Consider the following 21,979-nt stretch of genomic DNA (forward strand, 5'->3'; position numbering starts at 1 on the left):
TTATTTTCCGTTTTCTGAGACGACCCCCGAACGGATGTCCAGGTAGCCGTTGTTCATGGTCAGCTGGCCGTCGAACAGGCTGGTGTTGGGGTGGTGGCCGATGGCCACGAAGAAGCCGTGCGCCTCCAGGTCGCGGGTGCTGCCGTCCAGGGTGGACTTCACGCGCACGCCGGTGACGCCGGCGTCGTTGCCCAGCACCTCGTCCACCTGGTGGTGCCAGACGGTCTCGATCTTGCCGGCGGCGACCTTGGCGAACAGCTTGTCCTGCATGATCTTTTCCGCCTTGAGCGTATCGCGGCGGTGGACCAGGTAGACCTTGCGGGCGATGTTGGACAGGTACAGCGCCTCTTCCACGGCGGTGTTGCCGCCGCCGACCACGACCACGTCCTGGTCGCGGTAGAAGAAGCCGTCACAGGTGGCGCAGGCCGACACGCCGCGGCCCTTGAAGGCCTCTTCGGTCGGAATGCCCAGGTACTTGGCGGTGGCGCCGGTGGCGATGATGAGCGCGTCGCAGGTGTACTCGGCGCTGTCGCCGATCAGCGTGAACGGGCGCTTGGAAAGGTCGGCGGTGTGGATGTGGTCGAAGATCACCTCGGTCTCGAAGCGCTCGGCATGGGCCTGCATGCGTGCCATCAGGTCCGGGCCCATCAGGCCGTGCGCGTCGCCCGGCCAGTTGTCCACCTCGGTGGTGGTCATCAGCTGGCCGCCCTGCTGCAGGCCGGTGATCACCACCGGGTTCAGGTTGGCGCGGGCGCCGTAGACCGCGGCCGTCCAGCCGGCCGGGCCGGAACCGAGGATCAACAGCGGGATGTGTTGGGTCTTGCTCATGACTCAATGACTCCGTGCGTCGGCAGGAAAGTAGCGCTTGCCCAGCCGCAGGGCGACATGGACCAACAGGATCAGCACCGGCACCTCCACCAGCGGTCCGATGACCGCAGCGAAGGCGACCGGCGAAGCCAGACCAAAGGCGGCGATGGCGACGGCGATGGCCAGCTCGAAATTGTTGCCAGCAGCAGTGAAGGCGATCGCGGTCGTGCGCGGATAGTCCTTGGCAATGAACTTGCCCATGAAGAAGCTCAGCACGAACTGAATGATGAAATAGAGCGTCAGCGGGATCGCGATGCGCACTGCGTCCATCGGGATGCGCAGCACATCGCCCCCCTTCAGGCTGAACATGGCAACGATCGTGAAGAGCAGCGCCGCCAGCGTGATCGGACTGATCGCCGGCAGGAACTTATCTTCATACCAACGCACGCCCTTGCGCGCCTTGAGCCAGCGGCTGGTGAGGAACCCTGCGAGGAAGGGGATGCCCAGATAAATCAGCACCGCCTCGGCAATGGTCCAGAAGCTGACGTCGATCACGCTGCCCTGCAGCCCGAACACCGGCGGCAGCCACGACAGGAAGAACCAGGCATAGACACTGAACAGCGCGATCTGGAAGATCGAGTTGAAGGCGACCAAGCCCGCCACATACTGCCCATCGCCACGGGCGAGTTGGTTCCAGACCAGCACCATGGCTATGCAGCGTGCCAGGCCGATCAGGATCAGGCCGGTCATATATTCGGGGTAGTCGCGCAGGAACAGCACCGCCAAGCCGAACATCAGGAACGGACCGATGATCCAGTTCTGCACCAGCGAGAGCATCAGCACGCGCTTGTCGGCGAACACCTTGGGCAGCTCTTCGTACTTCACCTTGGCCAGCGGCGGATACATCATCAGGATCAAGCCAATGGCGATCGGGATGTTGGTCGATCCAATCGACAGGCTGTGGAGCGCGCTGGGGACGCCTTCGAACATCGCGCCCAAGCCGACGCCGAGGGCCATCGCCAAGAAAATCCAGAGCGTAAGGTACCGGTCCAGGAAGGACAGGCGGGGGGAATCAGTAGTCATGGCAGGTCTCGGAAAAGCGGTTAGTCGATCTGCGCGATCGGGTCGAGGCGGGCCTTCAGCGCTGCGCGGTCGTCCCAGTCGCTGTCAGGAATCTCCAGGAAGGCCTGTAGGCGTCGCTTGATGGTCTGATGGGCACGGTCAAAGGCTTCTGCCTTCTGCGCATCCGAACCTTCCACGCCGGCCGGGTCGAACAGGCCCCAATGCACGCGAACGAAGTCACCAAACACCACCGGGCACGCCTCGGCGGCCGCGCTGTCACACACGGTGACGATCAGGTCCATGGCAGCGGCATCGACTTCGGCAAATTCGTCCCAGGACTTGCTACGCATGCCCTCGACCGGGAAGCCTTCGCGCTCCAGCTGGGCAATGGCAAAGGGATTGACGCGACCGGCCGGCTGGCTGCCCGCACTGAAGGAGAGATAGCGGCCTTCGCCCCATTTTTTAAGGGTCGATTCGGCAAGCACGCTGCGGGCGGAGTTGCCAGTACACAAGAACAGAACACGACGGGTCATTTGAGCGATCTCTATGACGGGGGAAGGTCAGCAGCCAGCAGGACGTTCGCAGGCTTGTTCGTCGGCGCAGCAGTTTTCGGTCAGGTAGGCCACCAGCGCGCTCATCGCCTCGAACTCGGCCCGGTAGCAGATGGTGCGACCGCGCTGCTCGGCGGTGATCAGGCCAGCGGCCAGCAACTCCTTCAGATGGAAAGAGAGGGTGGCACCGGGAAGGGAGAGGGACTGGGCGATGTCGCCGGCCAGCTTGCCGCCACTTCCGGCCTGGACCAGCAGGCGGAAGATGGAAAGCCGGGTGGCGTGACCCAGGGCGGCCAGGGCGTGAGTTGCGTTTTTATGTTCCATGCTTCTAGAATAGTCGAATCGAATAGGCAGGACAACCCCCATGCAACACCTTCCCAATGTCGTCCCGGGCGCCTTGAACCCTCCGGTGGCCGAAAAGCTGAGCGAGCCGAATGCCGCGCCGCACCGGCCCCGCATCCTGATCTTGTACGGTTCCCTGCGCCCGCAGTCGTTCAGCCGCAAGCTGGCTTTGGAGGCGCAGCGGTTGCTGGAACATCTGGGCGCAGAGACCCGAGTGTTTGATCCGCATGAGCTGCCGATGCTCGATTCGGTGCCGGCCACCCACCCCAAGGTGCAGGAGCTGCGCCAGGCTTCTTTGTGGTCTGAAGGGCACGTGTGGATCAGCCCGGAACGCCACGGCACTTTGACCGCCGTGTTTAAGAACCAGATTGACTGGCTACCGCTGGAAGAGGGGAGCGTGCGCCCGACCCAAGGTCGCACCCTGGCAGTGATGCAGGTCTGCGGTGGCTCGCAATCGTTCAACGTGGTCAACGCGCTGCGCGTGCTCGGCCGATGGATGCGGATGGTGACGATCCCCAACCAGTCGTCGGTCGCCAAAGCGTGGCAGGAGTTCGACGACGAAGGTCGAATGAAGCCTTCGGCGTATTACGATCGCGTGGTGGACGTGATGGAGGAACTGGTCAAGTTCACCCTGCTGGTGCGCGGGCGCAGTGACTACCTGGTCGACCGCTACAGCGAGCGCAAGGGCGCCGTTGAAGCGGCGGCGCTGGCGGCCGCTGCAGGCGTGGTCGAGACCATTTTGAATCAGGAGGAAAGTGCGTGAACGCTGTCATCTACCACAACCCCAAGTGCGGCACCTCGCGCAACACACTCGCGCTGATCCGCTTCGCCGGGATCGAACCGGAAGTGATCGACTACCTGGCCCACCCGCCCAGCCGCGCGCGCCTGGTCGACCTCATCACGGCCGCAGGGTTGAGCGTGCGTGATGCCATCCGGCAGAAGGGCACGCCGTATGACGAGCTGGCACTGGGCAATGCAGCACTGAGCGACGACGCGCTGCTTGATGCGATGCTGACGCACCCGATACTCATCAATCGTCCTTTGGTACAAACCGATAGGGGTACCCGTCTGTGTCGGCCATCAGAAGTGGTGCTGGACATCCTGCCGCCGCTGCCCGGACCGTTCCGAAAGGAAGATGGAGAGTGGGTGACCGGGCATACCGGAAGCTCGACGCCGTGATCCCATTGCTTGGCTGGGCTCGCTGCCGTTGAGAACCACAGGAGGTCATGCCCTATGTCGCCGCTCGATCCCGCAACAACCGAAAGCGCGTGGCGCGTCTTCCTGGTGTTCCTGCGACTGGGACTGACGTCGTTCGGCGGCCCGATTGCCCACCTGAGCTATTTCCGCCACGAGTTCGTCGAGCGTCGCCGTTGGCTGACGGACCGTAGCTATTCCGATCTGGTGGCCCTGTGCCAACTACTTCCGGGCCCGGCCAGCAGCCAGGTTGGAATGGCGCTTGGCCTGCGTCGAGCCGGCTGGCCTGGTCTGGTGGCCGCCTGGGCAGGCTTTACCCTGCCCTCGGCCGTGCTGATGATCCTGTTTGCCTTGGGCGTTGCCGGATACCAGGGCATCGTTGAATCCGGCTGGCTGCATGGCCTGAAGATCGTGGCAGTTGCCGTGGTGGCCCAAGCGGTATGGGGAATGGCCCGGTCCCTGTGCCCGGACCGTCTGCGCGCAGGGATGGCATTTGTTGCCGCTGTGTTGACCTTGGCCATGCCCTCGGTCGTCGGCCAGATCGTGGTGATCATCTTCAGCGGACTGCTCGGTCGCTGGATGCTGAAGATCGAACCAGTTTCCGGCCAATCAGACGGCGGCTATCCCGTCTCGCGAAGAACCGGCACGGTGGCACTGGTGCTACTGGTGCTGCCACTTGTTCTGCTGCCGGTGTGGGCCGCGGCGAGCGGATCCCCCCTGGCCATGCTGTTGGAGGGGGTCTACCGCGCCGGCGCCCTGGTCTTTGGCGGCGGCCACGTCGTGCTGCCATTGCTGCAGACCGCGGTTGTCCAGAGCGGCACCGTGAGCACGGCAGATCTGCTCGCCGGGTACGGTGCGGCGCAGGCGGTGCCGGGCCCTCTTTTCACATTCGCAGCGTACCTGGGGGCCATGGCCGCGGGTCCGTTGAGTGGCTGGGCGGGAGGTCTTACGCTGTTGGCGGTCATTTTCATGCCTGCCGTTCTCGTGCTCGTAGGAGTGCTGCCCTTCTGGGAGTCGCTAAGCCACCGCAAGGATCTGCAGGCTTCAATTGCAGGCGTCAACGCCGGGGTCGTCGGGATCCTGCTGGCAGCGTTGTACGACCCGGTGTGGACGAGTGCGATCCATGACCGATGGGATGTCACGATGGCGCTGGTTGCGTTCGGGCTACTGGTCGTCGCGCGTGCACCGCCGATCGTGGTGGTGTTGCTGGCTGCCATGGCGGGTTGGGCGATGGCGCGGTAGTCAGGGCATCTGCCAGAGCATATAAGCCGCCGTCATGAAAATGAGTAGCGCGAATGCAACATTCAACACTCCACGGTGCTCTGCCAACGCTGCTGATGCGCGCGCTCCGGCGATTCCGCCCGCACTTCCAGCAACGACGAATGCGGCAGCAAGTGGCCAGTTGACCAGGCCGGATTGAGCATAGTTGATGGCAGTCGTCAGACCGAAAGCGGAGACAGCTACGAGGGAGCTGCCTATTGCGGCCAGCATCGGCATGCCCGTGGCGGCCATCAGCCCAGGGACAACCAGGAAGCCGCCGCCAATACCGAAGAATCCGGAGAGTGCCCCGGAGAACGCCCCTAATCCGAGCAGTGCCGGCATGTTCCCTTTGCTGAGGCGGACGCTTGCATCACCTTCCGCATTGCGTTTGCGCAGCATAAGAATGCCTATCACGACCATCAGCAGGGCAAACATGAACAATAGTCGCTGCCCATCCACGGCCTTACCTAAGCTGGAGCCCAGATAGGCGCCAGCGATGCCTGCCAACGCGAAGACCGACGCGCACGGCCATCTCACGTTTCCCCGGCGGGCATGAACGAAAAGGTTGGAAAGTGCATTGGCAGCAACCGCCAATGCACTGGTACCGATGGCGACGTGTGGACTGTCGATGCCCACCAGGTAAAGCATGAGCGGGACAGCCAGAATAGAGCCGCCTCCGCCGACCAGCCCGAGTACGAAGCCCACCAGAATGCCGGAGAGTCCACCCAGCGCGAGCTGCAACAGGGAAAGGGTTTCCATGTCAGTTGGCCGTTAGGCAGCGGAAGAGGGGGCGCCTCGCAGGCGCGAAGCAAGAGAGGACAGGTCGTAACCAGCCTCACCGGCAATGGACAGCACCTGTTCGGGCGTAGCTCCGCCGTTACGAACCTGGGATAGGGCCCATAGCGACGTCGAGCGGGTGCCGGTCCTGCAGTAAGCGACGATGGGTGCAGGCAGTTGTTCCAGCAGCACGCCAAACTGCTGCACATGTCCATCGGTGATGCCGCCAGGCACGACGGGCAGATAGGCAAAGCCCAGGCCCGCCCTGGAGCAGGCCGCCTGCAGTGCAAGGTGATCGGGCTGGTCCGGCTGCTCGCCGTCGGGTCTATTACAGATGACACTCGAGATGCCCGCCTTTTTCAAGGCAGGTATGTCGGTGGGAACCAGTTGGTCGGTCACATGCAAGCTCGGCGCAAGTGAGTGCAGATTCATGGCGAATTCTCTGTTGAGCGGGGACGGTGGAGGAGCCAGTGGAGGAGCATGCCGACGACCATGGCGGCCGCGAAAACGAGTGCAAAGGGTTGACCCGTTGGCAACAGTGCAATGGCCGGGCCCGGGCATACGCCTGCCAGCCCCCACCCAACGCCAAACACTGCCGCGCCAATGACCAGGTTCCGGTCGATCTGACGCTGATTGGGAATGTGCAGCGCCGCAGCGAGCACAGGAGCATTGCGTGCGCGGACCCATCGATAGGCGATCGCTGACGGAATCAGCGCCCCGGCCATGACAAGTGCCAGTGATGGATCCCACCTGCCTGTGACGTCAAGAAAGGCGAGTACGCGCGTGGGATTGGCCATGTCCGAGACGACCAGGCCCAGGCCAAACAAGGCGCCACACAGAACTGCCGCCAGCCGGATCATGTTCCGCCTCCGATCATCATGCGGACAACCGCCACGGTCGCCATGCCCATGAGCATGAAAACGCCCGTGGCAACCATGGAGCGTGGTGACAGCCTGGCCAGGCCGCAAACGCCGTGACCGCTCGTGCAGCCAGATCCGAGGCGGGTTCCAAAGCCGACCAGCAGCCCGGCCAACACCAACAACGGCGTAGCGGAGATTGAAAGCGACGGCAGCGAAATGGGCTTGACCGCGAGCGCCAGCCCGGACGCCACCAGCAGCCCTGCCAGGAACAGGGCCGACAAGGAGCGGTCGCCAGCGGACGACAGGCCAAGAGTGTTTGCAAGCAAGCCGGAGACGCCGGCAATGCGACCGGTCAGCAGCAGAAATCCACCCGCTGCCGTACCGATCATCAGGCCGCCGATGACGGGCCAGTACCACGCCAAAGAGGGGAGGGTCATAGCAGGTCCACCGGCAGTTTGAGGTAGCGCACCCCGTTGTCATCCGGGTCGGGCAGATGGCCCGCGCGCATGTTGACCTGCACTGAGGGCAGGATCAGGCGCGGCATGGGGAGCGTCGCGTCGCGGCTCTCACGCATCTCCACGAACATGTCCTCCGTCACACCTTGATGCACATGGATATTCGCGGTTCGTTCCGCGCCCATGGTGGTTTCCCATGCGAACCGATCCCGGCCCGTGGCCTTGTAGTCGTGGCAGAGGAACACCCGGGCGTCATCCGGCAGGGCCAGTAGACGTTGGATGGAGCGATAGAGCTGGCGGGCCGAGCCACCGGGGAAGTCGCAGCGGGCCGTGCCGTAGTCCGGCATGAACAGAGTGTCGCCCGGAAAGACCGCATCCCCGATGACGTAGGCCATGCACGCAGGGGTGTGGCCTGGCACGTGCAAGGCAGTTGCCTGGAGATTCCCAACGGTGAACTCCGCGCCATCGGCAAACAGATGGTCGAATTGGCTCCCGTCGCGCTTGAACTCCTTGCCAGCGTTGAAAACCTTGCCGAAGGTGTCCTGCACGCCGGTGATGTGCTCGCCAATGGCAAGCGTTCCGCCGACCCGCCGCTGCAACCACGGTGCAGCGGAAAGGTGATCGGCGTGGGCATGCGTTTCCAGCAGCCACTGAACCTGCAGCCCTTCGTCATGAATGTACTGGACCAGCGCCGCGGCGGAGTCGGTCGAGGTGCGTCCAGAGGGCATATCGAAATCAAGAACGCTGTCGATGATGGCGCACGCCGAAGACCGGGGGTCGCGTACCACGTGGCTGGCCGTAAAGGTGGCGGGGTCGAAGAACGTCTTCACGCAAGGCGAAGGCGTGTGGCCACCTCGCGCTTCACGCACGATGTTTTGAGCTCTCTCCAATGAAGAATCGACGACGACAGGCCTGTTCACGACTCGCTCCCGGTGGTTGTATGATGGATATTAATACATACTTACGTAAACTATGTAAGTGCCGCTTCGTGTCCTTTGTCCGGTTCAGCTGGCGTGCGGATTAACAGGTACGCTCTAGCTCTCCTTTCTGGTGAACCGCTCTTGACCAACCGCCTCACCGCCAACAACCTGGCCGACATGAAGGAACGGGCGCCTGAAGTGGCCGAGTTGCTGCGCTTCATGGCCACGCCGTCGCGTCTGCTGTTGCTTTGTCAGCTGTCCCAAGGGGAGTCGACCGTCGGCGCCCTCGAGGAGGCCACCGGCATCCGACAGCCGGCCCTTTCCCAGCAGCTCGCCGAACTGCGTCAACGGCATCTGGTGACGACCCGGCGAGAGTCACGTTCAGTCTTCTATCGCATCAATGACAGCCGCGTTGAGGCGATGCTGGTTGCCATGCACAGGATCTTCTGCGTGGATCAGTCCGACGACCGGGAGTGAGCAGACGTGGCGTGCCGTACGCTGGCACCCACCGCGCTGATGATCGCTCCAGCCGACGCCAACAGCACATCCTTGTGCGCATCCCACACGTCGCCCTGGATGCCGAGATAAGCCATTCCAAGGTCCTGGTCGACCACCAGAACCGCGCCCCATTCGATCAGTTCATAGGCAGCGGACGTGGCGACGATGAACTGAGTGGCAATCAGGGTCAGCGTCAGCTCGCTGGCCACAGCACGCCTTGCGTAGAGCTCTCTCGCCGCGGGAAAGACCAATACGCCGTAGGCGAGGTGAACGAGTCTGTCGAAATGGTTGCGATCCCAGCCGAACAGGTCGGTGATCCTGTAGCCCGCAAGTTTCTGCGCCCAAGCGTCGTAAGGGACTTCCGAGTACGTAAAATGAGCGCCCACGGCATGCAGGCACAGAAAAAGCAGAAGCGAGACATTGGTTGCGGGCCGGAACGGGCACTTCCACTGCTGGAAGACAACGTAGGGAATGGCGATGAATACCAGCAGATTCTCCAGCAACCAGTCGCGCCGGTGGTAGGGTTCGACTGCGGCAAGCAGCCAGCACCCTATGTAGATTCCAAGGCAGAACAGCGCGAAGCGCCAGGAGTCCGACTGCGTGCTCCCCAATCTGCCTTTCGCCGCTGCCGAGGCACGATCCTGGCGTTGGGGGTACTCAATGGGCATAAAGGACCGGAATGGTCGCCCCCTGCAATAGCTCCATCGTCATCCCTCCGATGGTCCGCTCGCGCAGGCGGGAGTGTCCGTATCCGCCAACCACGATCAACGTCGCCTTGGTCGCGCGGGCGTGATCGAGCAGGACCTCGCTGGAACGGCGGTGTCTGGCAAGCAGCCGGGTGGCCGATGCGGCGATGCCCCAGCTCCGGAGGTGTTCAATGAGGGAAGCTGTGACAGTGCCAGCAGCACCCTCCATCTCGTCCGAATGGCTGCATATCTCCACCAGAAGGACAGTCTGCACCTGCTGTAGCAATGGGATCGCGCTGTGCAGGGCGCGGCATGCGTTTGGGGTGTCTTTCCAACCCACAATCGCACACGAGTGGTCGCTTGCCCGCCAATGCGGCGGCACCACCACAACGGGCCTTCCCGCGTCAAAAAGCAGCGCATTGAACAGGGCCACGCCCGCTGGGTCGGCCTTGGCGAATCCTGACCAGCCCCCGACAATGGCCAGATCCGCAGAGAAGGCCAGTCGAGCGGCGAGCTCTGCAGGAGATTCAATGCCCGCTTCGTGAACTTCTACGGAAACACCAGGGTGCTCTGCGATTCTGGCCCTGATCCTTGAGGCTCTTTCCGAGGCCTCCCGCCGACATGCGTCCTGGGCAGCCAGGAACGATGCGCGGGGCGTCGGATCAGCAGTCCCGATCGCCGGCGGAGGCAGGTCGACCGTTTCGATGATGCGCACCCGCGCGTCCTGCGACCTGCCGATCTCGACGGCGAAGCGGATGGCCGCGTCATCTGCTGATGAGTCTGACAAAGGCACAAGAATATCCTTCAACATGGCTCTGGCATCCTGGTGCGTCAACGTGACAGGAACAGGGGCGTGAGGGTGCGCTCGAAGAGCTCCCTCGTCGTTCCCCCCAGCAGCCATTCGCGCGCGCGCGAATGGCCATAGGCGCCGCAGACGAGTAGATCCGCCTGGCTATCAAATGCGTGGCCCAGTAGCGCTTCAGCCACGCTCCCCCCATCTGACGACACGGGAGTAAATATCGCTTCTCGCCCCTGCCGCATCAGACTGTTGATGAACGCCTGAGCATGTTCATTGACCCGGTCACTTCCGTCCACGGTGGTAACCACAAGGGCACACGCGAAATCCAATCTCAGGAAATCATGTGCCGCGCGAGCGGATTCGGGGGTTGCACTCCAGCCGATGACGGCCCGCTTGAAGATTCCGTCGAAACGGGTTCTCCCTGGCAATGCCAGGATGGGGCGTCCGGATCGGCTAACCAGTGAAGAGAACTGAGCATGTTGCAGCCTGCGCTCGGCGTGGTCATGTCCGGCGCACGCCATTATCACCTGGTCGAAACCCTGTGCGCGCAGGGCAATCGCGTCCACAGGACGTTCCGCGCGCCCGTCCTCGATCTGGATGTCATGCGGAACGCTCCACTGCGCAACCCGGCGCAAGAGCGTGGCGACTCTGGGCGGGACTTCGGCGCGTGCAACGTCGGGCAAGGGAGATTCCACTGGCTGCACCAGCGTGATGTGCCCGCCACGGGCGCCGACAAGCGCTGCTGCCAGCTGCATGGCAGAAGCATCAGCGGGCGTATCCGTCAAAGGGACAAGAATATCCATCTTGGCTGTTGGACACAGAGGCCGGCGTTGCCCCGCATTCTCCGCCAGTCCTGCACGGAGATATTGACGTGGGTCAAGGTGTTGACGATCACCCGCTACGCCCGGCGGCCACAGCGAACGTTCCGACGATCAGGCTGGTCCCGATCAACAACGGAGCAGAGAAGCGCCATCCGCCCCTTGCCGCGGCGATCAAGCATTTCAGCAATGAGTTGGTCGCGAGTGCGATGGTGATCGCCTGTATCGCGATACCGTTGCTGATCCGCTCCGCACCAACCATCTGGGCGGCAGAGGCGGTGGCGGCATGTACGTCGGCAATGCCGGAGATGCCCAGAGTCCAGGGCAGGCTCTCGTCACCCAGCCAGTCTCGCAGCAGACTTGCTGCCAGAAGCAGAATGACGATCAGCCCAACAAAAACCACGATCGCCAACGGTTTGAATGGCCGCACGATGGCCAGCCCGGACACCGCTGAGGTACTGAGCAAGGACCGCCATCCGAATGCCAATGCTATCCCCATGGCCACGATTGCCGAGCAGACCAGCGGGACCATGCTGTAGGCGAGTAATGCAGGTGCCAGCGTGCCCATTACCAGGCCCAACTGCAGAATCATGGCCACGTTGGAAAGCAAGGCTGCTCCTGCGAATGCAGGCGCCAGCCGGGGCGACGACCGCGCCCCGTCCGCCATTGCCGCGATGGTGGCGGTACTGGAGACAAACCCACCGGCGAAGCCGGTCAAGGCCAAGGCCGACCGGGGCCCCAGATGGCGTAGCGCCAGGTGCGCTCCGACGCTGACTGCCATCAGCGCCACGATGAGTGTGCCGAGCCGACTCGGGTTGATGACTTCCCAAGGGTCGACGGTGCGGTCTGGAAGCAAGGGAAGAATCAGAAAGCCAGCAACCAGCACCGTTGCGACGTCCCGAAGCTCACGGCTGGAAACCTTCGCATTCACCTTCCGTATCAGGGCAGGGCCCCCAACCAGTATCACCAGGATGGCACTGCCGGCGAGGATCGCCGTTGCAGGTGCGCTTACCGCAATGGCGCCTACCAGATACAGGGCAGGCAGCACAATCAGACTGGCCGCGGCTGCCTGGGAGTGTCGTGGGCGAGGGCAGACTGCCAGGCCCAGCAGCACTGCGCCAGCTACCAGCGCCGCGCCTCCCAGCAGCGCTCCCAACCCGCCTGAGATCGCGACCAGCGCAAGCACAACACTGCCCCCAAAGCGCGTGTGGGCCGCCGCCATCCTCCCGCCTGCTCGCTGTCAGGCCAGTCCAACAAGGGCGCCCACGACAGAGGCGGTAATCAGCCCCGCGGCGGTGCCTGCCGGATCCTGGACGATGCTCAGCATTTTTGGTTGCCCACTGGAATCGGTCAATGGCGATTCTGCTCGGGCATTTGTCCAGAACGAATCCCGGGATGACTTGATCCAAGTCAACGATCCAGGGGAACTTTCGTTGACTTCGATCAAGTTCATTCGTCGCGCGGGGCTCAAGCTAACGACTCCTTCACCCCGGGGAGACCGATCATGTACTGCGACATTCTGCTGCCCTTCGTCTTGGGGCGCCTGCACGAGCAGGCGTTGGGTCTGGCCACGGCGCTTTCGCGTGAGCAGGGGAGCCGTCTGGTAGCTCTGGCTGGGGCCAGTGTAGTTGTGCCGGTAGCGACGGGTTGGATGTACTACCCTGCCGTCTACACCGCTCTGCACGAGCCGGCCAAGGAAACGGTCAGGATGCTTGCCACGTCGCTGGAGGAGCGGCTGGCGGGCGCAGGGGTAGATTGGCTCGTGTCCGCGAACGAGAGGGTGTGGGAGGGGCCTGTGGATCAGGTGATGCCTCAGTCACGATGCGTTGACCTGACCATCTTGGGGTTGCATCGCGATGACCCCGGCATTGAGGACACGCTTGTCTCCTCGTTGCTGGTGGAATCGGGCGTGCCGCTGCTGCTCGTGCCACCGGAAGCACGCGATGCGGTGCCGCGTGACGTTGTAATTGCATGGAAAAGCACGAGGGAATCCATTCGCGCGGTCCATGATGCCTTGCCGTTGCTTGTCGCTGCACAGCGTGTACACCTGTTGTCTATCGATGCCGGTCCCGGCGAACCCAGCAGGGAGAAAGACGCGACTCTGCGCCTGGTGACTCATCTACAGCGCCACGGCGTCTCAGCCTCGCCTGTGCACCGCGGCTATGAGGAAGGTGGAGCAGGACCGGCCATACTGAACTTCGTGAAGGAGAGCGGCGCCGATTGCATTGTCGCCGGCGGCTACGGCAGATCCCGTGCCTCGGAATTCCTGTTTGGCGGCGTTACCCGCACACTGATCCGGCACAGTCCGATACCAGTATTTCTCGCCCACTGAGATCGGCGTGAAGCCCGCTGGCCACCCAGTTCTCCCGTACCGGGCATCGGCTGCCGAGCAACGCCGGCTTGGCCTGCCGCACGGCTGATCCAACGCCCTCCCAGGTGATCCATGTACGTGAACAATCCGCCTCACGATGCAACCCGCCTCAGTGTCTCGTTCCTGGGCGGCACGGATACTGTCACCGGCTCACGCTACCTGATAGAGGCCGGTGGCGCCCGCGTCATGGTGGATTGCGGGCTCTTCCAGGGATACAAACCGCTGCGATTGCGGAACTGGCTACCGTTTCCGGTGGATCCCGCATCCATTGATGCGGTGGTGCTCACCCACGCGCACCTGGATCACAGCGGATATCTGCCACGACTGATGAAGCAGGGATTCCATGGATCCGTGTGGTGCACACCGGCCACCCGGGATCTATGCAGGATACTTCTCCCCGACGCCGCGCGCCTGCTGGAGGAGGAGGCGCGCCACGCCAATCAGCGTGGCAGCTCGAAACACCATCCGGCCGAGCCGCTCTACACCGAGGAGGATGCGCAACGGTGCCTGGATCTAATGCGCGTCGTCTACTTTTCCGATCCCTTTGAACCGGTGCCTGGCGTAACGGCTACGTTTCGCAAACAGGGACACATCCTTGGCGCCGCATCGGTATCGCTGATCCATCGGGGCAGGCGCATCACGTTCAGTGGTGATGTCGGTCGTTCGAACGATCCGGTGATGCGCCCTCCCTGGGCGCTGCCGGCATCGGATTGGGTCGTGGTCGAATCGACATACGGCAATCGGCGCCATCCGACGACGTCTTTGACGGACCTGCTTATCGAGCCGATCCGGCGCACCCTCGGGCGGGGTGGAGTGGTGATGATACCGGCGTTCGCGGTGGGGCGCGCCCAGCTCTTGTTGCACGTGATCGCCACCCTGCAGGCGGAAGGGCGGATTCCGCGCGCCCCGATCTACTTGAACAGCCCCATGGCAAAGGACGTCACCTTGCTCTATGGGAAATACAGAAACGAACATCTGCTGGATGACGCCGCACTGGAGCGGTTGCACGCGGCAACCCGGCTCGTCAATAGCATCGAGGAATCCAAGGCTCTCAACCTTCGGCAAGGCCCTATGATCATCGTCGCGGGTAGTGGAATGCTGACCGGGGGACGCATTCTTCATCATCTCATCGCCTTTGGCCCGGATTGTCGCAACATGATCCTTTTGCCAGGCTTCCAGGCAGGGGGAACGCGCGGGGCGGCATTGGTGCGCGGTGACAAGTTACTGCGAATCTATGGTCAGGACGTGCCGATACGTGCCGAGGTGGTACAGGTGGAAGCAGCTTCTGCCCACGCCGACGCCGATGAACTTCTAAGCTGGCTGCGCACGGCACAGACGACTCCGCGGCGGGTTTTCATCACACACGGAGAGCCAGACGCTGCCGACGCTCAGAGGTTAGCCATTGAGCGGCAGCTGCATTGGTCTGCATGCATCCCCGAGTACTTACAGCACATTGATCTCGACCCGGGCTGAGTAAGGTCCGGCATGGCTGCAGACGCCGTAGTTCGTTGGCGCCCGTCGGCATGGGCGGAGAGTGCGAATCTTCTGAAAAACGGGATACTTTCGTGACACACCTTGTTTTCCGCGATTGGGTTGAAGCAGCTCTCGGGCTCGCAGACGCGTTGAGTGCGTACAAGCGAACCCGAGCATCGCTACTTGCTGTTTCGTGTACCGTGCTGCCCATGGGACGCCTCATCGCAGATTCGCTTGGGGCGCAGCTTAGGCTCGCGGTAATAGCTGACGTGCGTGCGGCAAAGCGTGGCCTTTGTGTATGCCGGCGCGTGCGCGTTGCCGGGTCATCAGCTCTATGCGCCTGCCAGCGCAGACGCATAGAGCCAGGGGCTGCGATCACATCTTCTTTAACGGCACCGCGGTGGGCGGCGGCGGTACCGGGCCCGGGTCGTTGAAACACAGCATGATCTGATCGATGCCGAATTGATCGGCCAGGACCTGGGCAATCACAGCATGCACCAGGTCCAGGTCGACCGAGGGCGCAGCGACGGTGATGGTGGCCGCGATCGCACGGCCATGCTCACCGGCGACCAGGCGCAGGTCGTCCACCGCTTTCACGCCCGGGTCGGTAAACATCGCCGCACGGACCTGTTCCAGGTTGAGCTCGTTCATGGGGACTCCAAAGCAGTGCTACCGGCGCGGGGAGCTCGGTCGCGATGCAGCCAACGATAGAGCACCGGCAGCACCAACAAGGTCAATGCGGTGGATGAGACGATGCCGCCGATGACGACAGTGGCCAGCGGCCGCTGCACTTCCGAGCCAGCACCGACATTCAAGGCCATGGGTAGGAAGCCCAGCGAGGCTACCAGGGCGGTCATCAACACCGGTCGCAGGCGTCCAAGGGCGCCGTCGCGCACAGCGTCGTCTAGCGGATCGCCCTGTTCGCGCAGACGGCGGATGAAGGCGATCATGACCAGCCCGTTGAGTACGGCCACGCCCGACAGCGCGATGAAGCCCACGCCGGCAGAGATCGACAACGGAATCCCGCGCAGAGCCAGTGCCAGCACACCGCCGGTCAGCGCCAGCGGCACGCCACTGAACACAATGGCCGCATCCTTGGCCGAGCCGAAGGCCATGAATAGCAGAGCGAAGATCAACGCCAGTGTCACCGGAACGACCACGCCCAGGCGTTGGGTGGCCGAGATCAGCTGCTCGAAGGTGCCGCCGTAATCGATCCAGTAGCCCTCTGGAAGCGCGACATCCTGGCCGATGCGTGTGCGCAACTCGCCGACGAACCCGCCCAGATCGCGCTCGCGCACGTTGGCGGTGATCACCACGCGGCGCTTGCCGTTCTCGCGGTTGATCTGATTGGGCCCGCGCTCTACCTGGATCTTCGCCACTTCCCGCAGCGGCACCGTGCGAGGCCCCCCATTGGCGCCGGCGGCCAGACGGCTGGACTCATCGACACTGGTGCTTGCCGGCAGCGGAATGGGCAGATCTGCCAGCACAGCGGGGTCTTGGCGCTGCGCTTCGGGCAGGCGCACGACCAGGTCGAAGCGGCGGTCGCCCTCGATCAACTGGCCGGCAACACTGCCCCCAATGGCGGTGGCCACCGTTTCCTGCACATCGCCCGGGTTCAGGCCATACCGTGCCAATGCCGCCGGATCTGGCGTGATGGTCAGCAGCGGCAGGCCGGAGACCTGCTCGGCCTTGACGTCTTCGGCGCCGGGGACGCTACGCATGACCCGCTCGACCCGGCTGGCCAGGCGCGTCAACTGGTCAAGGTTGTCGCCGTAGACCTTGACCGCCACGTCCGAACGGACGCCGGAGATCAACTCGTTGGTGCGCATCTGGATGGGCTGGGTGAACTCGTAGTTGCTGCCCGGGATTTCCTTGGCCGCCGCCTCCAGCTCTTCCACCAGCTCGGCCTTGGGCTTGCGCGGGTCGGGCCACTGGTCGCGGGGCTTGAGCATCAGGAAGGTGTCGGCCATCGACGGCGGCATAGGATCGGTGGCCACCTCGGCGGTGCCGATCTTGGAGAAGATGTTGGCCACCTCCGGGAACTGGGCCAGGCGCTTCTCCAGCGTTTCCTGCATGGCCACCGACTGCTCCAAGCTGGTGCCGGGAATACGCATGGGCTGCAAGGTGATGTCGCCCTCATCCAGGCTCGGCACGAACTCCGAACCCAAGCGGGTGGCCAGCACGCCACAGCCCACCACCAGCACGGCCGCGCCGGCCAGCACCACCACGCGCCGACGCAGGGCCCAATCCAGCAGCGGCGTATAACGGGCGCGCGACCAGCGCATCAGGCGGTTGTCGTGCTCAGCCACACGGCCGCGCAGGAAGCTGGCGATCGCTGCCGGCACAAAGGTCAGCGACAACACCATGGCACCGGTCAGGGCCAGCACCACCGTGATCGCCATCGGGTGGAACATTTTTCCTTCCACCCCGGACAGCGCGAAGATCGGCAGGTAGACCGCGGCGATGATGCCCAGGCCAAACAGGCTGGGACGGATCACCTCGGCGGTGGCCGAGGCGGTCAGGTCATAGCGCTCTTCATCATTGAGCTGGCGGCCCAGCGCGTGCTGCGCCTCCCCGAACCGGCGTAGGCAGTTCTCGATGATGATCACCGCACCGTCCACGATCAGGCCGAAGTCCAGCGCGCCCAGGCTCATCAGGTTGCCCGACACGCCGCCACGCACCATGCCGATGATGGTGAACAGCATCGCCAGCGGAATCACCGCCGCAGTGATCAACGAGGCGCGCACATTGCCCAGCAGCAGGAACAGCACCACCACCACCAGCAGCGCGCCCTCGATCAGGTTCTTGGACACCGTGCCGATGGTGCGGTCCACCAGCGCCGTGCGGTCATAGACGGCCTTGGCATGGACGCCGGCAGGCAAGCTGGCGTTGGCAGCGTCCAGCTTGGCCGCGGCCGCCTGGGAGACTTCCCGGCTGTTGGCGCCAAACAGCATGAAGGCGGTACCGACCACGACCTCGTGGCCATTCTGGGTGGCCGCGCCCGTGCGCAGCTCCTTGCCTTCGCCCACGCTAGCGACGTCGCGCACCCGGATGGGCACACCATCGCGGCGATCCAGCACGATGTTGCCGATCGCATCCAGATTCGCCAGCTGGCCAGGCACGCGCACCAGGAACTGCTGTCCATTGCGCTCGATGTAGCCGGCACCGATGTTCTGGTTGTTGCGCATGACCGCGGCGACCACGTCGTTCAACGTAAAGCCCAGCGCCACCAACTGGGCCGGATCCGGGGTGATGTGGATCTGCCGCTCGAAGCCGCCGATGGTGTTGACCTCGGTGACGCCGGGCGTGGTGCGCAGCTGCGGCCGGATCACCCAGTCCTGCAGGGTGCGCAGGTCCGTGGCGGTGTACGGGGTGCCGTCGGGCTTGCGAGCGTTGGGCTCGGCCTCCACGGTGTACATGAAGATCTCGCCCAACCCGGTGGAGATCGGCCCCATTTCCGGGTCCAATCCGTCGGGCAGCTGGGAAGCGATCTGCTGCAGGCGCTCGGCGACCTGCTGGCGGGCAAAGTACAGGTCGGTGCCGTCCTTGAACACCACGGTGACCTGTGAGAGCCCATACCGCGACAGCGAGCGGCTGTAGTCCAGCTTGGGCAGGCCGGCCATGGCCGTTTCAATGGCAAAGGTCACTCGTTGCTCAGCCTCCAGCGGCGAGTAACCCGGGGCCTGGGTGTTGATCTGGACCTGGACGTTGGTGATGTCCGGCGTGGCGTCGATGGAAAGGTGACGGTAGCTCCACACGCCCAGCGCAACCAGCGCAGCGGTGAGCACCAGCGTCAGCCAGCGATGGCGGATGGACAGCCCAATGAGGCGTTCGAGCATGGCGGGCCTCATTCCTCTTCCACGGTGGACTTTTCGATGTCGGCCTTGATCAGGAAGCTCTGGGCCACCACCACCTGTTCACCGGCCTTGAGGCCTTCCAGCACTTCGGCGCGTTCGGCGTCGCGGCGCCCCAGTTTCACCGGCCGGGTGTGGTAGGTCTCGCCCTGCTGCACGTAGACCACGTCCTGGTCTTCAGCGGTCTGCAGCGCCGTGATCGGCACCACCAGCGCGGCCGATTGACGATCCACGGTGACCCGCGCCTTGACCGCCGACCCCGGCCGCCACAGGCCATCGGTGTTGGCCACCGTGGCGCGCGCAATGGTGCTTTGGCTGGCGGTTGCGGTGCCGGGGAGGACGCGCTCCAAGGTGGTCTGTGCAGTGACGCCGTCGCTTAAGCGGGTGACCGCTACCGGCACGCCAGCACCGATGTGCTGAGCGTCGGCGCCGAAGATGTGCAGGTCCACCCACAGCGTGGAAAGGTCGGCGACCTCAAACAGCGGCGCGCCCTCAGCGGCCGCCATGCCCACAGCGGCCGTACGCGCCATCACCACGCCACTGATCGGCGCGGTGACGGTATAGGTGGTCAGGCTCAGGTTGCTCTCTACCGTGGCCAGTGCCTGGCCGGCCCGGACCTGATCACCCACGCCGGCTCGCACGGAGCGGACCGGTCCGGGGAAGCGTGCCGTGACCTGCGCGATGCGACCGTCAATCGGGGTCAACAGCCCTTGCACCTCATGCTCATCGGCAATCTCACCGGGGCCTGCCGGTGCGACCTGGATACCCGCCGCCTGCGCCGCCTTGGTGGCAATCTTGGTTTCCAGCGGCGCTTCCTCGTGCTCGCCGTGCTCTTCGCCCTCAGCGGCGGCGGCGCCCTCGGAGGCTTCGTTGGGGGCGGACGCATTGCAGGCTGTTAGCAACAGGGCCATGCCCAGTGCGGTCCAGGAAAAGCGATTCATGGGGTCTCTCCGGTGGAAGCGGCCGCCGCCGGCGTTACAAGCGCCTGTCCGGTCAGTCGTTGAATTTCGATCAGGGCGCGCTGCGCATCGAGCGCCACGTCCAGCTGCTGCTGGGCCATGGCCGTGCGTTCGGACTGCAGCTGTGCCCATTCCAGGTAGCTGATCGCGCCGGCGCGATAGGCGCGCTCGGCGGCCTGCTCAGCCCGGGCCAGCTTCGGCAGCACGTCGCCTTGCAGCCGTGCCACCTCCGCCTGCGCCACGGTGTAGCGGCCATGGGCCTCGACCAAGGTGGAATACAGCGACAGGCCCTTGGCCTCGCGCTCGATCGTCAGGACCTCCAGCTCGGCCTCGCCGGCGCGAATCTCCGGCTGTGCGCGGCTGCGGCTGCCCAGCGGCATGGACAGGCTGGCCACCAGCGCGGTGTCGTCGGTCTCCTGCAGGCGGCGCACACCGAGCTGCCAGGACAGGTCCGGCGAGGCCGCCGAACGCGCCAGCTGCAGTCGTGCCTGCGCGATCCGGCGGGCATCGACAAACTGCGCCAACTCGGGAGTGCGCTCCAATTCCTCGGCCAGCGACTGCATGGACGCGATCGCCGGCAGGGCCATGGGATCGGCCGCGGCCACCTCGAAGCTCGGAGCACGTTCGCCCCAGAGGGCAGCAAGGTGCTGTCGGGCGGCAATGCGCTGCTGCTCGGCCCGATCACGGGTCAATTCTGCTCGCGCCAGTGCTGCTTGTGCGGTGAGCACCACCGATTCGGGCGACGCGCCAGCCTGCAGGCGCTGCCGGGCAGCGGCGACGGTCCGCTGGCGCTGGCCGACATCCATGTTCGCCAGGCTACGTTGCCGGTCGGCACCGACAACGGCCAAATAGCGCTGCGCCGTCTCGGCGAGCAGGTCCAGCCGCCCGGTCTCGCGCTGCACGGCCAGTGCATCAATCCGGCTTTGGGCCAAGGTGCGGCGGGCGTCGAGCTTGCCGCCGCGTTCCAGAACCGAGCTCAGGCTCAAGGTCAACTCCGCGCTGTCCAGGCCACGGGCCGCGCCCGTGCCCAGCGCATTTTCAACCTCCGCCCCCAACGTCCACGGTGGCCGCTGCACGGCCTGGTCGCGCTCGGCAGCGAGCACCGTGGCCCGCGCATCGACCAGGCGCAGCTCGGGGTGGGTTTGGGCCACGCGTGCAAACGCGTCGTCCAAGGTCATCAGCTCTTCTGCTGTCGCCGGCGTTGCCGCCGCGCTCAACAGTAGCCACGCGGCCAGGGCCGCCAATCGCACATGCATGAAGTACTCCAGAATTTTCGATAGCCAACAGGGATCCGGCGCACGCCGGCGCGCATCACCCTGCGATCGGCGGCCGGAACGGCGCGAGCAGGTGCTCATGCCGATATCTGTCCGCATGGGCTGTCGCCGACGGCCAATGCCGGCCGATATGAGCAATGGCCAACACTATTTCTGGAGCCGGCGCGGCCTGGCTACAGCACAGCACCAGCTGCTGTAGCCGGTGCAGCGCGGCGTCTACGCCACGCTCGGAAGCTGGTGATGCCACTGCCGGGTCATGGTCGGCCGCGGCCAGATGGGTTTGAGCATGGAGCTCGCCAACCACTGCCAGCACCGGCTGCGTCACAAGGCCCACGGCCAAGTGCGCCAGCAGCAGCCAGCGCAGGCCACAGCTCAGCCGGCCAAGCGCTGTCATGCAGGCGTTTTGCGCGCGTCGGCACGCGCCCGGCGAGCATCACCCAAGATCTCGAAAGCCTCCTTGATCACATACAGGCCGATCAGGGCGCCGATCACGAAATCCGGGTAGGGGCTGGCCAGCCACCACACCAACAGGCCGGCCAGAATCACCCCAACGTTGGCCACCACATCGGCGCGGGTAAACAGCCAGGTCGCTCGCAGATGCACTTCGCCAGACTTCAAGGGGGCGAGCATACGGAGCACCTTCAGGTTCACGGCCAGCGAGACCAGAGCGGTACCGATCATCCAACCGCTGACCGGCTCGGCGCCGTACATCACCCGGCGGCCGACTTCGACCAGCACGCCTACGCCCAGCACCAGCAGCACGCTGCCACTGACCCACGCGGCGTTGGCCTTGAAGCGCGCCGTGCGCCCGATAGCGACCAGGCCAATGGCATAGGCGGTGGCGTCAGACAGCATGTCCAGCGCGTCAGCCAGCAGCCCGGTGGAATGGGCAATCCAGCCGGCAATGCCGCCGATCACGGCCATCGCTGCATTCAGGACCAAGGCGATCCAGAGGATGCGTCGCTCCTCCTTGTTCTTGGCTTCGTGGTGGCACCCACAATCACTCATGTCTTGGTCCT

At 64.2% G+C, this 21,979-nt stretch carries 24 protein-coding genes and 2 pseudogenes; 6 read left to right on the top strand and 20 right to left on the bottom strand.

Annotated elements, in window-relative coordinates:
- Positions 1-21 precede the first annotated feature (21 nt).
- From QMX78_RS01110 to QMX78_RS01125, 4 genes and pseudogenes are all read right to left on the bottom strand, one after another.
- Positions 22-828: pseudogene (locus tag QMX78_RS01110) on the bottom strand (FAD-dependent oxidoreductase); the annotation flags it as partial.
- A 3-nt stretch (positions 829-831) separates the two neighbouring features.
- Positions 832-1,890, bottom strand: coding sequence for an ACR3 family arsenite efflux transporter (gene arsB / locus QMX78_RS01115; protein ID WP_046272491.1), 1,059 nt, complete (start codon positions 1,888-1,890; stop codon positions 832-834).
- A gap of 20 nt (positions 1,891-1,910) precedes the next feature.
- Positions 1,911-2,402, bottom strand: a complete 492-nt coding sequence (locus QMX78_RS01120; protein ID WP_046272490.1) for an arsenate reductase ArsC — start codon at positions 2,400-2,402, stop codon at positions 1,911-1,913.
- 27 nt (positions 2,403-2,429) lie between these two features.
- Positions 2,430-2,744, bottom strand: coding sequence for a metalloregulator ArsR/SmtB family transcription factor (locus QMX78_RS01125; protein WP_046272489.1), 315 nt, complete (start codon positions 2,742-2,744; stop codon positions 2,430-2,432).
- Positions 2,745-2,784: 40 nt separating this feature from the next.
- Between QMX78_RS01125 and arsH the strand changes: the two genes are divergently transcribed.
- The 3 genes from arsH to chrA are packed head-to-tail and all read left to right on the top strand — an operon-like array spanning position 2,785 to position 5,198.
- The gene (gene arsH / locus QMX78_RS01130) at positions 2,785-3,525 is read left to right on the top strand and encodes an arsenical resistance protein ArsH (RefSeq protein ID WP_046272488.1); all 741 of its coding nucleotides are present in this window, start codon (positions 2,785-2,787) and stop codon (positions 3,523-3,525) included.
- The gene (gene arsC, locus QMX78_RS01135) at positions 3,522-3,941 is read left to right on the top strand and encodes an arsenate reductase (glutaredoxin) (RefSeq protein WP_046982947.1); all 420 of its coding nucleotides are present in this window, start codon (positions 3,522-3,524) and stop codon (positions 3,939-3,941) included. Before arsH ends, arsC begins: the two co-directional genes overlap by 4 nt.
- Before the next feature lie 54 nt (positions 3,942-3,995).
- Positions 3,996-5,198, top strand: a complete 1,203-nt coding sequence (gene chrA, locus QMX78_RS01140) for a chromate efflux transporter (protein WP_046272486.1) — start codon at positions 3,996-3,998, stop codon at positions 5,196-5,198.
- On the opposite strand, the gene QMX78_RS01145 is transcribed toward chrA, so the two are convergent.
- Genes QMX78_RS01145 through QMX78_RS01165 form a run of 5 tightly spaced genes read right to left on the bottom strand, consistent with a single transcriptional unit; the run spans position 5,199 to position 8,177 of the window.
- Positions 5,199-5,960 (bottom strand): sulfite exporter TauE/SafE family protein, encoded by a 762-nt coding sequence (locus QMX78_RS01145; protein ID WP_080341470.1) that lies wholly within the window; start codon positions 5,958-5,960, stop codon positions 5,199-5,201.
- A 27-nt stretch (positions 5,961-5,987) separates the two neighbouring features.
- Positions 5,988-6,425, bottom strand: a complete 438-nt coding sequence (locus QMX78_RS01150; protein WP_049430400.1) for a TIGR01244 family sulfur transferase — start codon at positions 6,423-6,425, stop codon at positions 5,988-5,990.
- Positions 6,422-6,853, bottom strand: coding sequence for a YeeE/YedE family protein (locus QMX78_RS01155; RefSeq protein WP_046272483.1), 432 nt, complete (start codon positions 6,851-6,853; stop codon positions 6,422-6,424). Before QMX78_RS01155 ends, QMX78_RS01150 begins: the two co-directional genes overlap by 4 nt.
- On the bottom strand, positions 6,850-7,290 hold the full coding sequence (locus QMX78_RS01160) for a YeeE/YedE family protein (protein ID WP_005413386.1): 441 nt from the start codon (positions 7,288-7,290) through the stop codon (positions 6,850-6,852). The genes QMX78_RS01155 and QMX78_RS01160 overlap by 4 nt, the downstream gene beginning before the upstream one ends.
- Positions 7,287-8,177, bottom strand: a complete 891-nt coding sequence (locus QMX78_RS01165; protein ID WP_046272510.1) for an MBL fold metallo-hydrolase — start codon at positions 8,175-8,177, stop codon at positions 7,287-7,289. Before QMX78_RS01165 ends, QMX78_RS01160 begins: the two co-directional genes overlap by 4 nt.
- 228 nt (positions 8,178-8,405) lie before the next feature.
- On the opposite strand from QMX78_RS01165, the gene QMX78_RS01170 reads away from it, so the two are divergent.
- Positions 8,406-8,705, top strand: coding sequence for a metalloregulator ArsR/SmtB family transcription factor (locus QMX78_RS01170; RefSeq protein WP_032967187.1), 300 nt, complete (start codon positions 8,406-8,408; stop codon positions 8,703-8,705).
- On the opposite strand, the gene QMX78_RS01175 is transcribed toward QMX78_RS01170, so the two are convergent.
- The 5 genes from QMX78_RS01175 to QMX78_RS01195 all read right to left on the bottom strand — a co-directional run bounded on the left by QMX78_RS01175 (position 8,684) and on the right by QMX78_RS01195 (position 12,476).
- Positions 8,684-9,394, bottom strand: coding sequence for a DUF2238 domain-containing protein (locus tag QMX78_RS01175; RefSeq protein WP_282265762.1), 711 nt, complete (start codon positions 9,392-9,394; stop codon positions 8,684-8,686). The genes QMX78_RS01170 and QMX78_RS01175 overlap by 22 nt on opposite strands.
- Complete coding sequence (locus tag QMX78_RS01180; RefSeq protein WP_049430394.1) at positions 9,384-10,223, bottom strand: universal stress protein; 840 nt, start codon at positions 10,221-10,223, stop codon at positions 9,384-9,386. Before QMX78_RS01180 ends, QMX78_RS01175 begins: the two co-directional genes overlap by 11 nt.
- A gap of 20 nt (positions 10,224-10,243) precedes the next feature.
- Entirely contained in the window at positions 10,244-11,014 is a 771-nt protein-coding gene (locus tag QMX78_RS01185; RefSeq protein ID WP_049447182.1) for a universal stress protein, read from the bottom strand.
- Between the two features lie 88 nt (positions 11,015-11,102).
- Positions 11,103-12,251, bottom strand: a complete 1,149-nt coding sequence (locus QMX78_RS01190) for a DUF4010 domain-containing protein (protein ID WP_282265764.1) — start codon at positions 12,249-12,251, stop codon at positions 11,103-11,105.
- Between the two features lie 18 nt (positions 12,252-12,269).
- Positions 12,270-12,476, bottom strand: a complete 207-nt coding sequence (locus QMX78_RS01195; protein WP_282265766.1) for a hypothetical protein — start codon at positions 12,474-12,476, stop codon at positions 12,270-12,272.
- A 57-nt stretch (positions 12,477-12,533) separates the two neighbouring features.
- On the opposite strand from QMX78_RS01195, the gene QMX78_RS01200 reads away from it, so the two are divergent.
- A complete protein-coding gene (locus QMX78_RS01200; protein WP_049430389.1) occupies positions 12,534-13,361 on the top strand; it encodes a universal stress protein in 828 nt (275 codons plus the stop codon).
- 111 nt (positions 13,362-13,472) lie between these two features.
- A complete protein-coding gene (locus QMX78_RS01205; RefSeq protein WP_005413381.1) occupies positions 13,473-14,873 on the top strand; it encodes an MBL fold metallo-hydrolase in 1,401 nt (466 codons plus the stop codon).
- A gap of 375 nt (positions 14,874-15,248) precedes the next feature.
- On the opposite strand, the gene QMX78_RS01210 is transcribed toward QMX78_RS01205, so the two are convergent.
- The 6 genes and pseudogenes from QMX78_RS01210 to QMX78_RS01235 form a co-directional block, all read right to left on the bottom strand.
- Positions 15,249-15,524: a hypothetical protein gene (locus tag QMX78_RS01210; protein ID WP_005413380.1), complete on the bottom strand. Its 276-nt coding sequence runs from the start codon at positions 15,522-15,524 to the stop codon at positions 15,249-15,251.
- Entirely contained in the window at positions 15,521-18,712 is a 3,192-nt protein-coding gene (locus tag QMX78_RS01215) for a CusA/CzcA family heavy metal efflux RND transporter (RefSeq protein ID WP_005413379.1), read from the bottom strand. The genes QMX78_RS01210 and QMX78_RS01215 overlap by 4 nt, the downstream gene beginning before the upstream one ends.
- An 8-nt stretch (positions 18,713-18,720) precedes the next feature.
- A pseudogene (locus QMX78_RS01220) lies at positions 18,721-19,527 on the bottom strand (efflux RND transporter periplasmic adaptor subunit); the annotation flags it as partial.
- A 137-nt stretch (positions 19,528-19,664) separates the two neighbouring features.
- Entirely contained in the window at positions 19,665-20,942 is a 1,278-nt protein-coding gene (locus QMX78_RS01225; RefSeq protein WP_005413377.1) for a TolC family protein, read from the bottom strand.
- Positions 20,943-20,997: 55 nt separating this feature from the next.
- Complete coding sequence (locus tag QMX78_RS01230; protein ID WP_012480228.1) at positions 20,998-21,354, bottom strand: hypothetical protein; 357 nt, start codon at positions 21,352-21,354, stop codon at positions 20,998-21,000.
- Positions 21,351-21,968, bottom strand: coding sequence for a cation transporter (locus tag QMX78_RS01235; protein WP_005413376.1), 618 nt, complete (start codon positions 21,966-21,968; stop codon positions 21,351-21,353). Before QMX78_RS01235 ends, QMX78_RS01230 begins: the two co-directional genes overlap by 4 nt.
- Between the last annotated feature and the right edge of the window lie 11 nt (positions 21,969-21,979).

It is taken from the genome of Stenotrophomonas sp. PS02298 (assembly GCF_029959445.1).
Lineage (GTDB): Bacteria > Pseudomonadota > Gammaproteobacteria > Xanthomonadales > Xanthomonadaceae > Stenotrophomonas.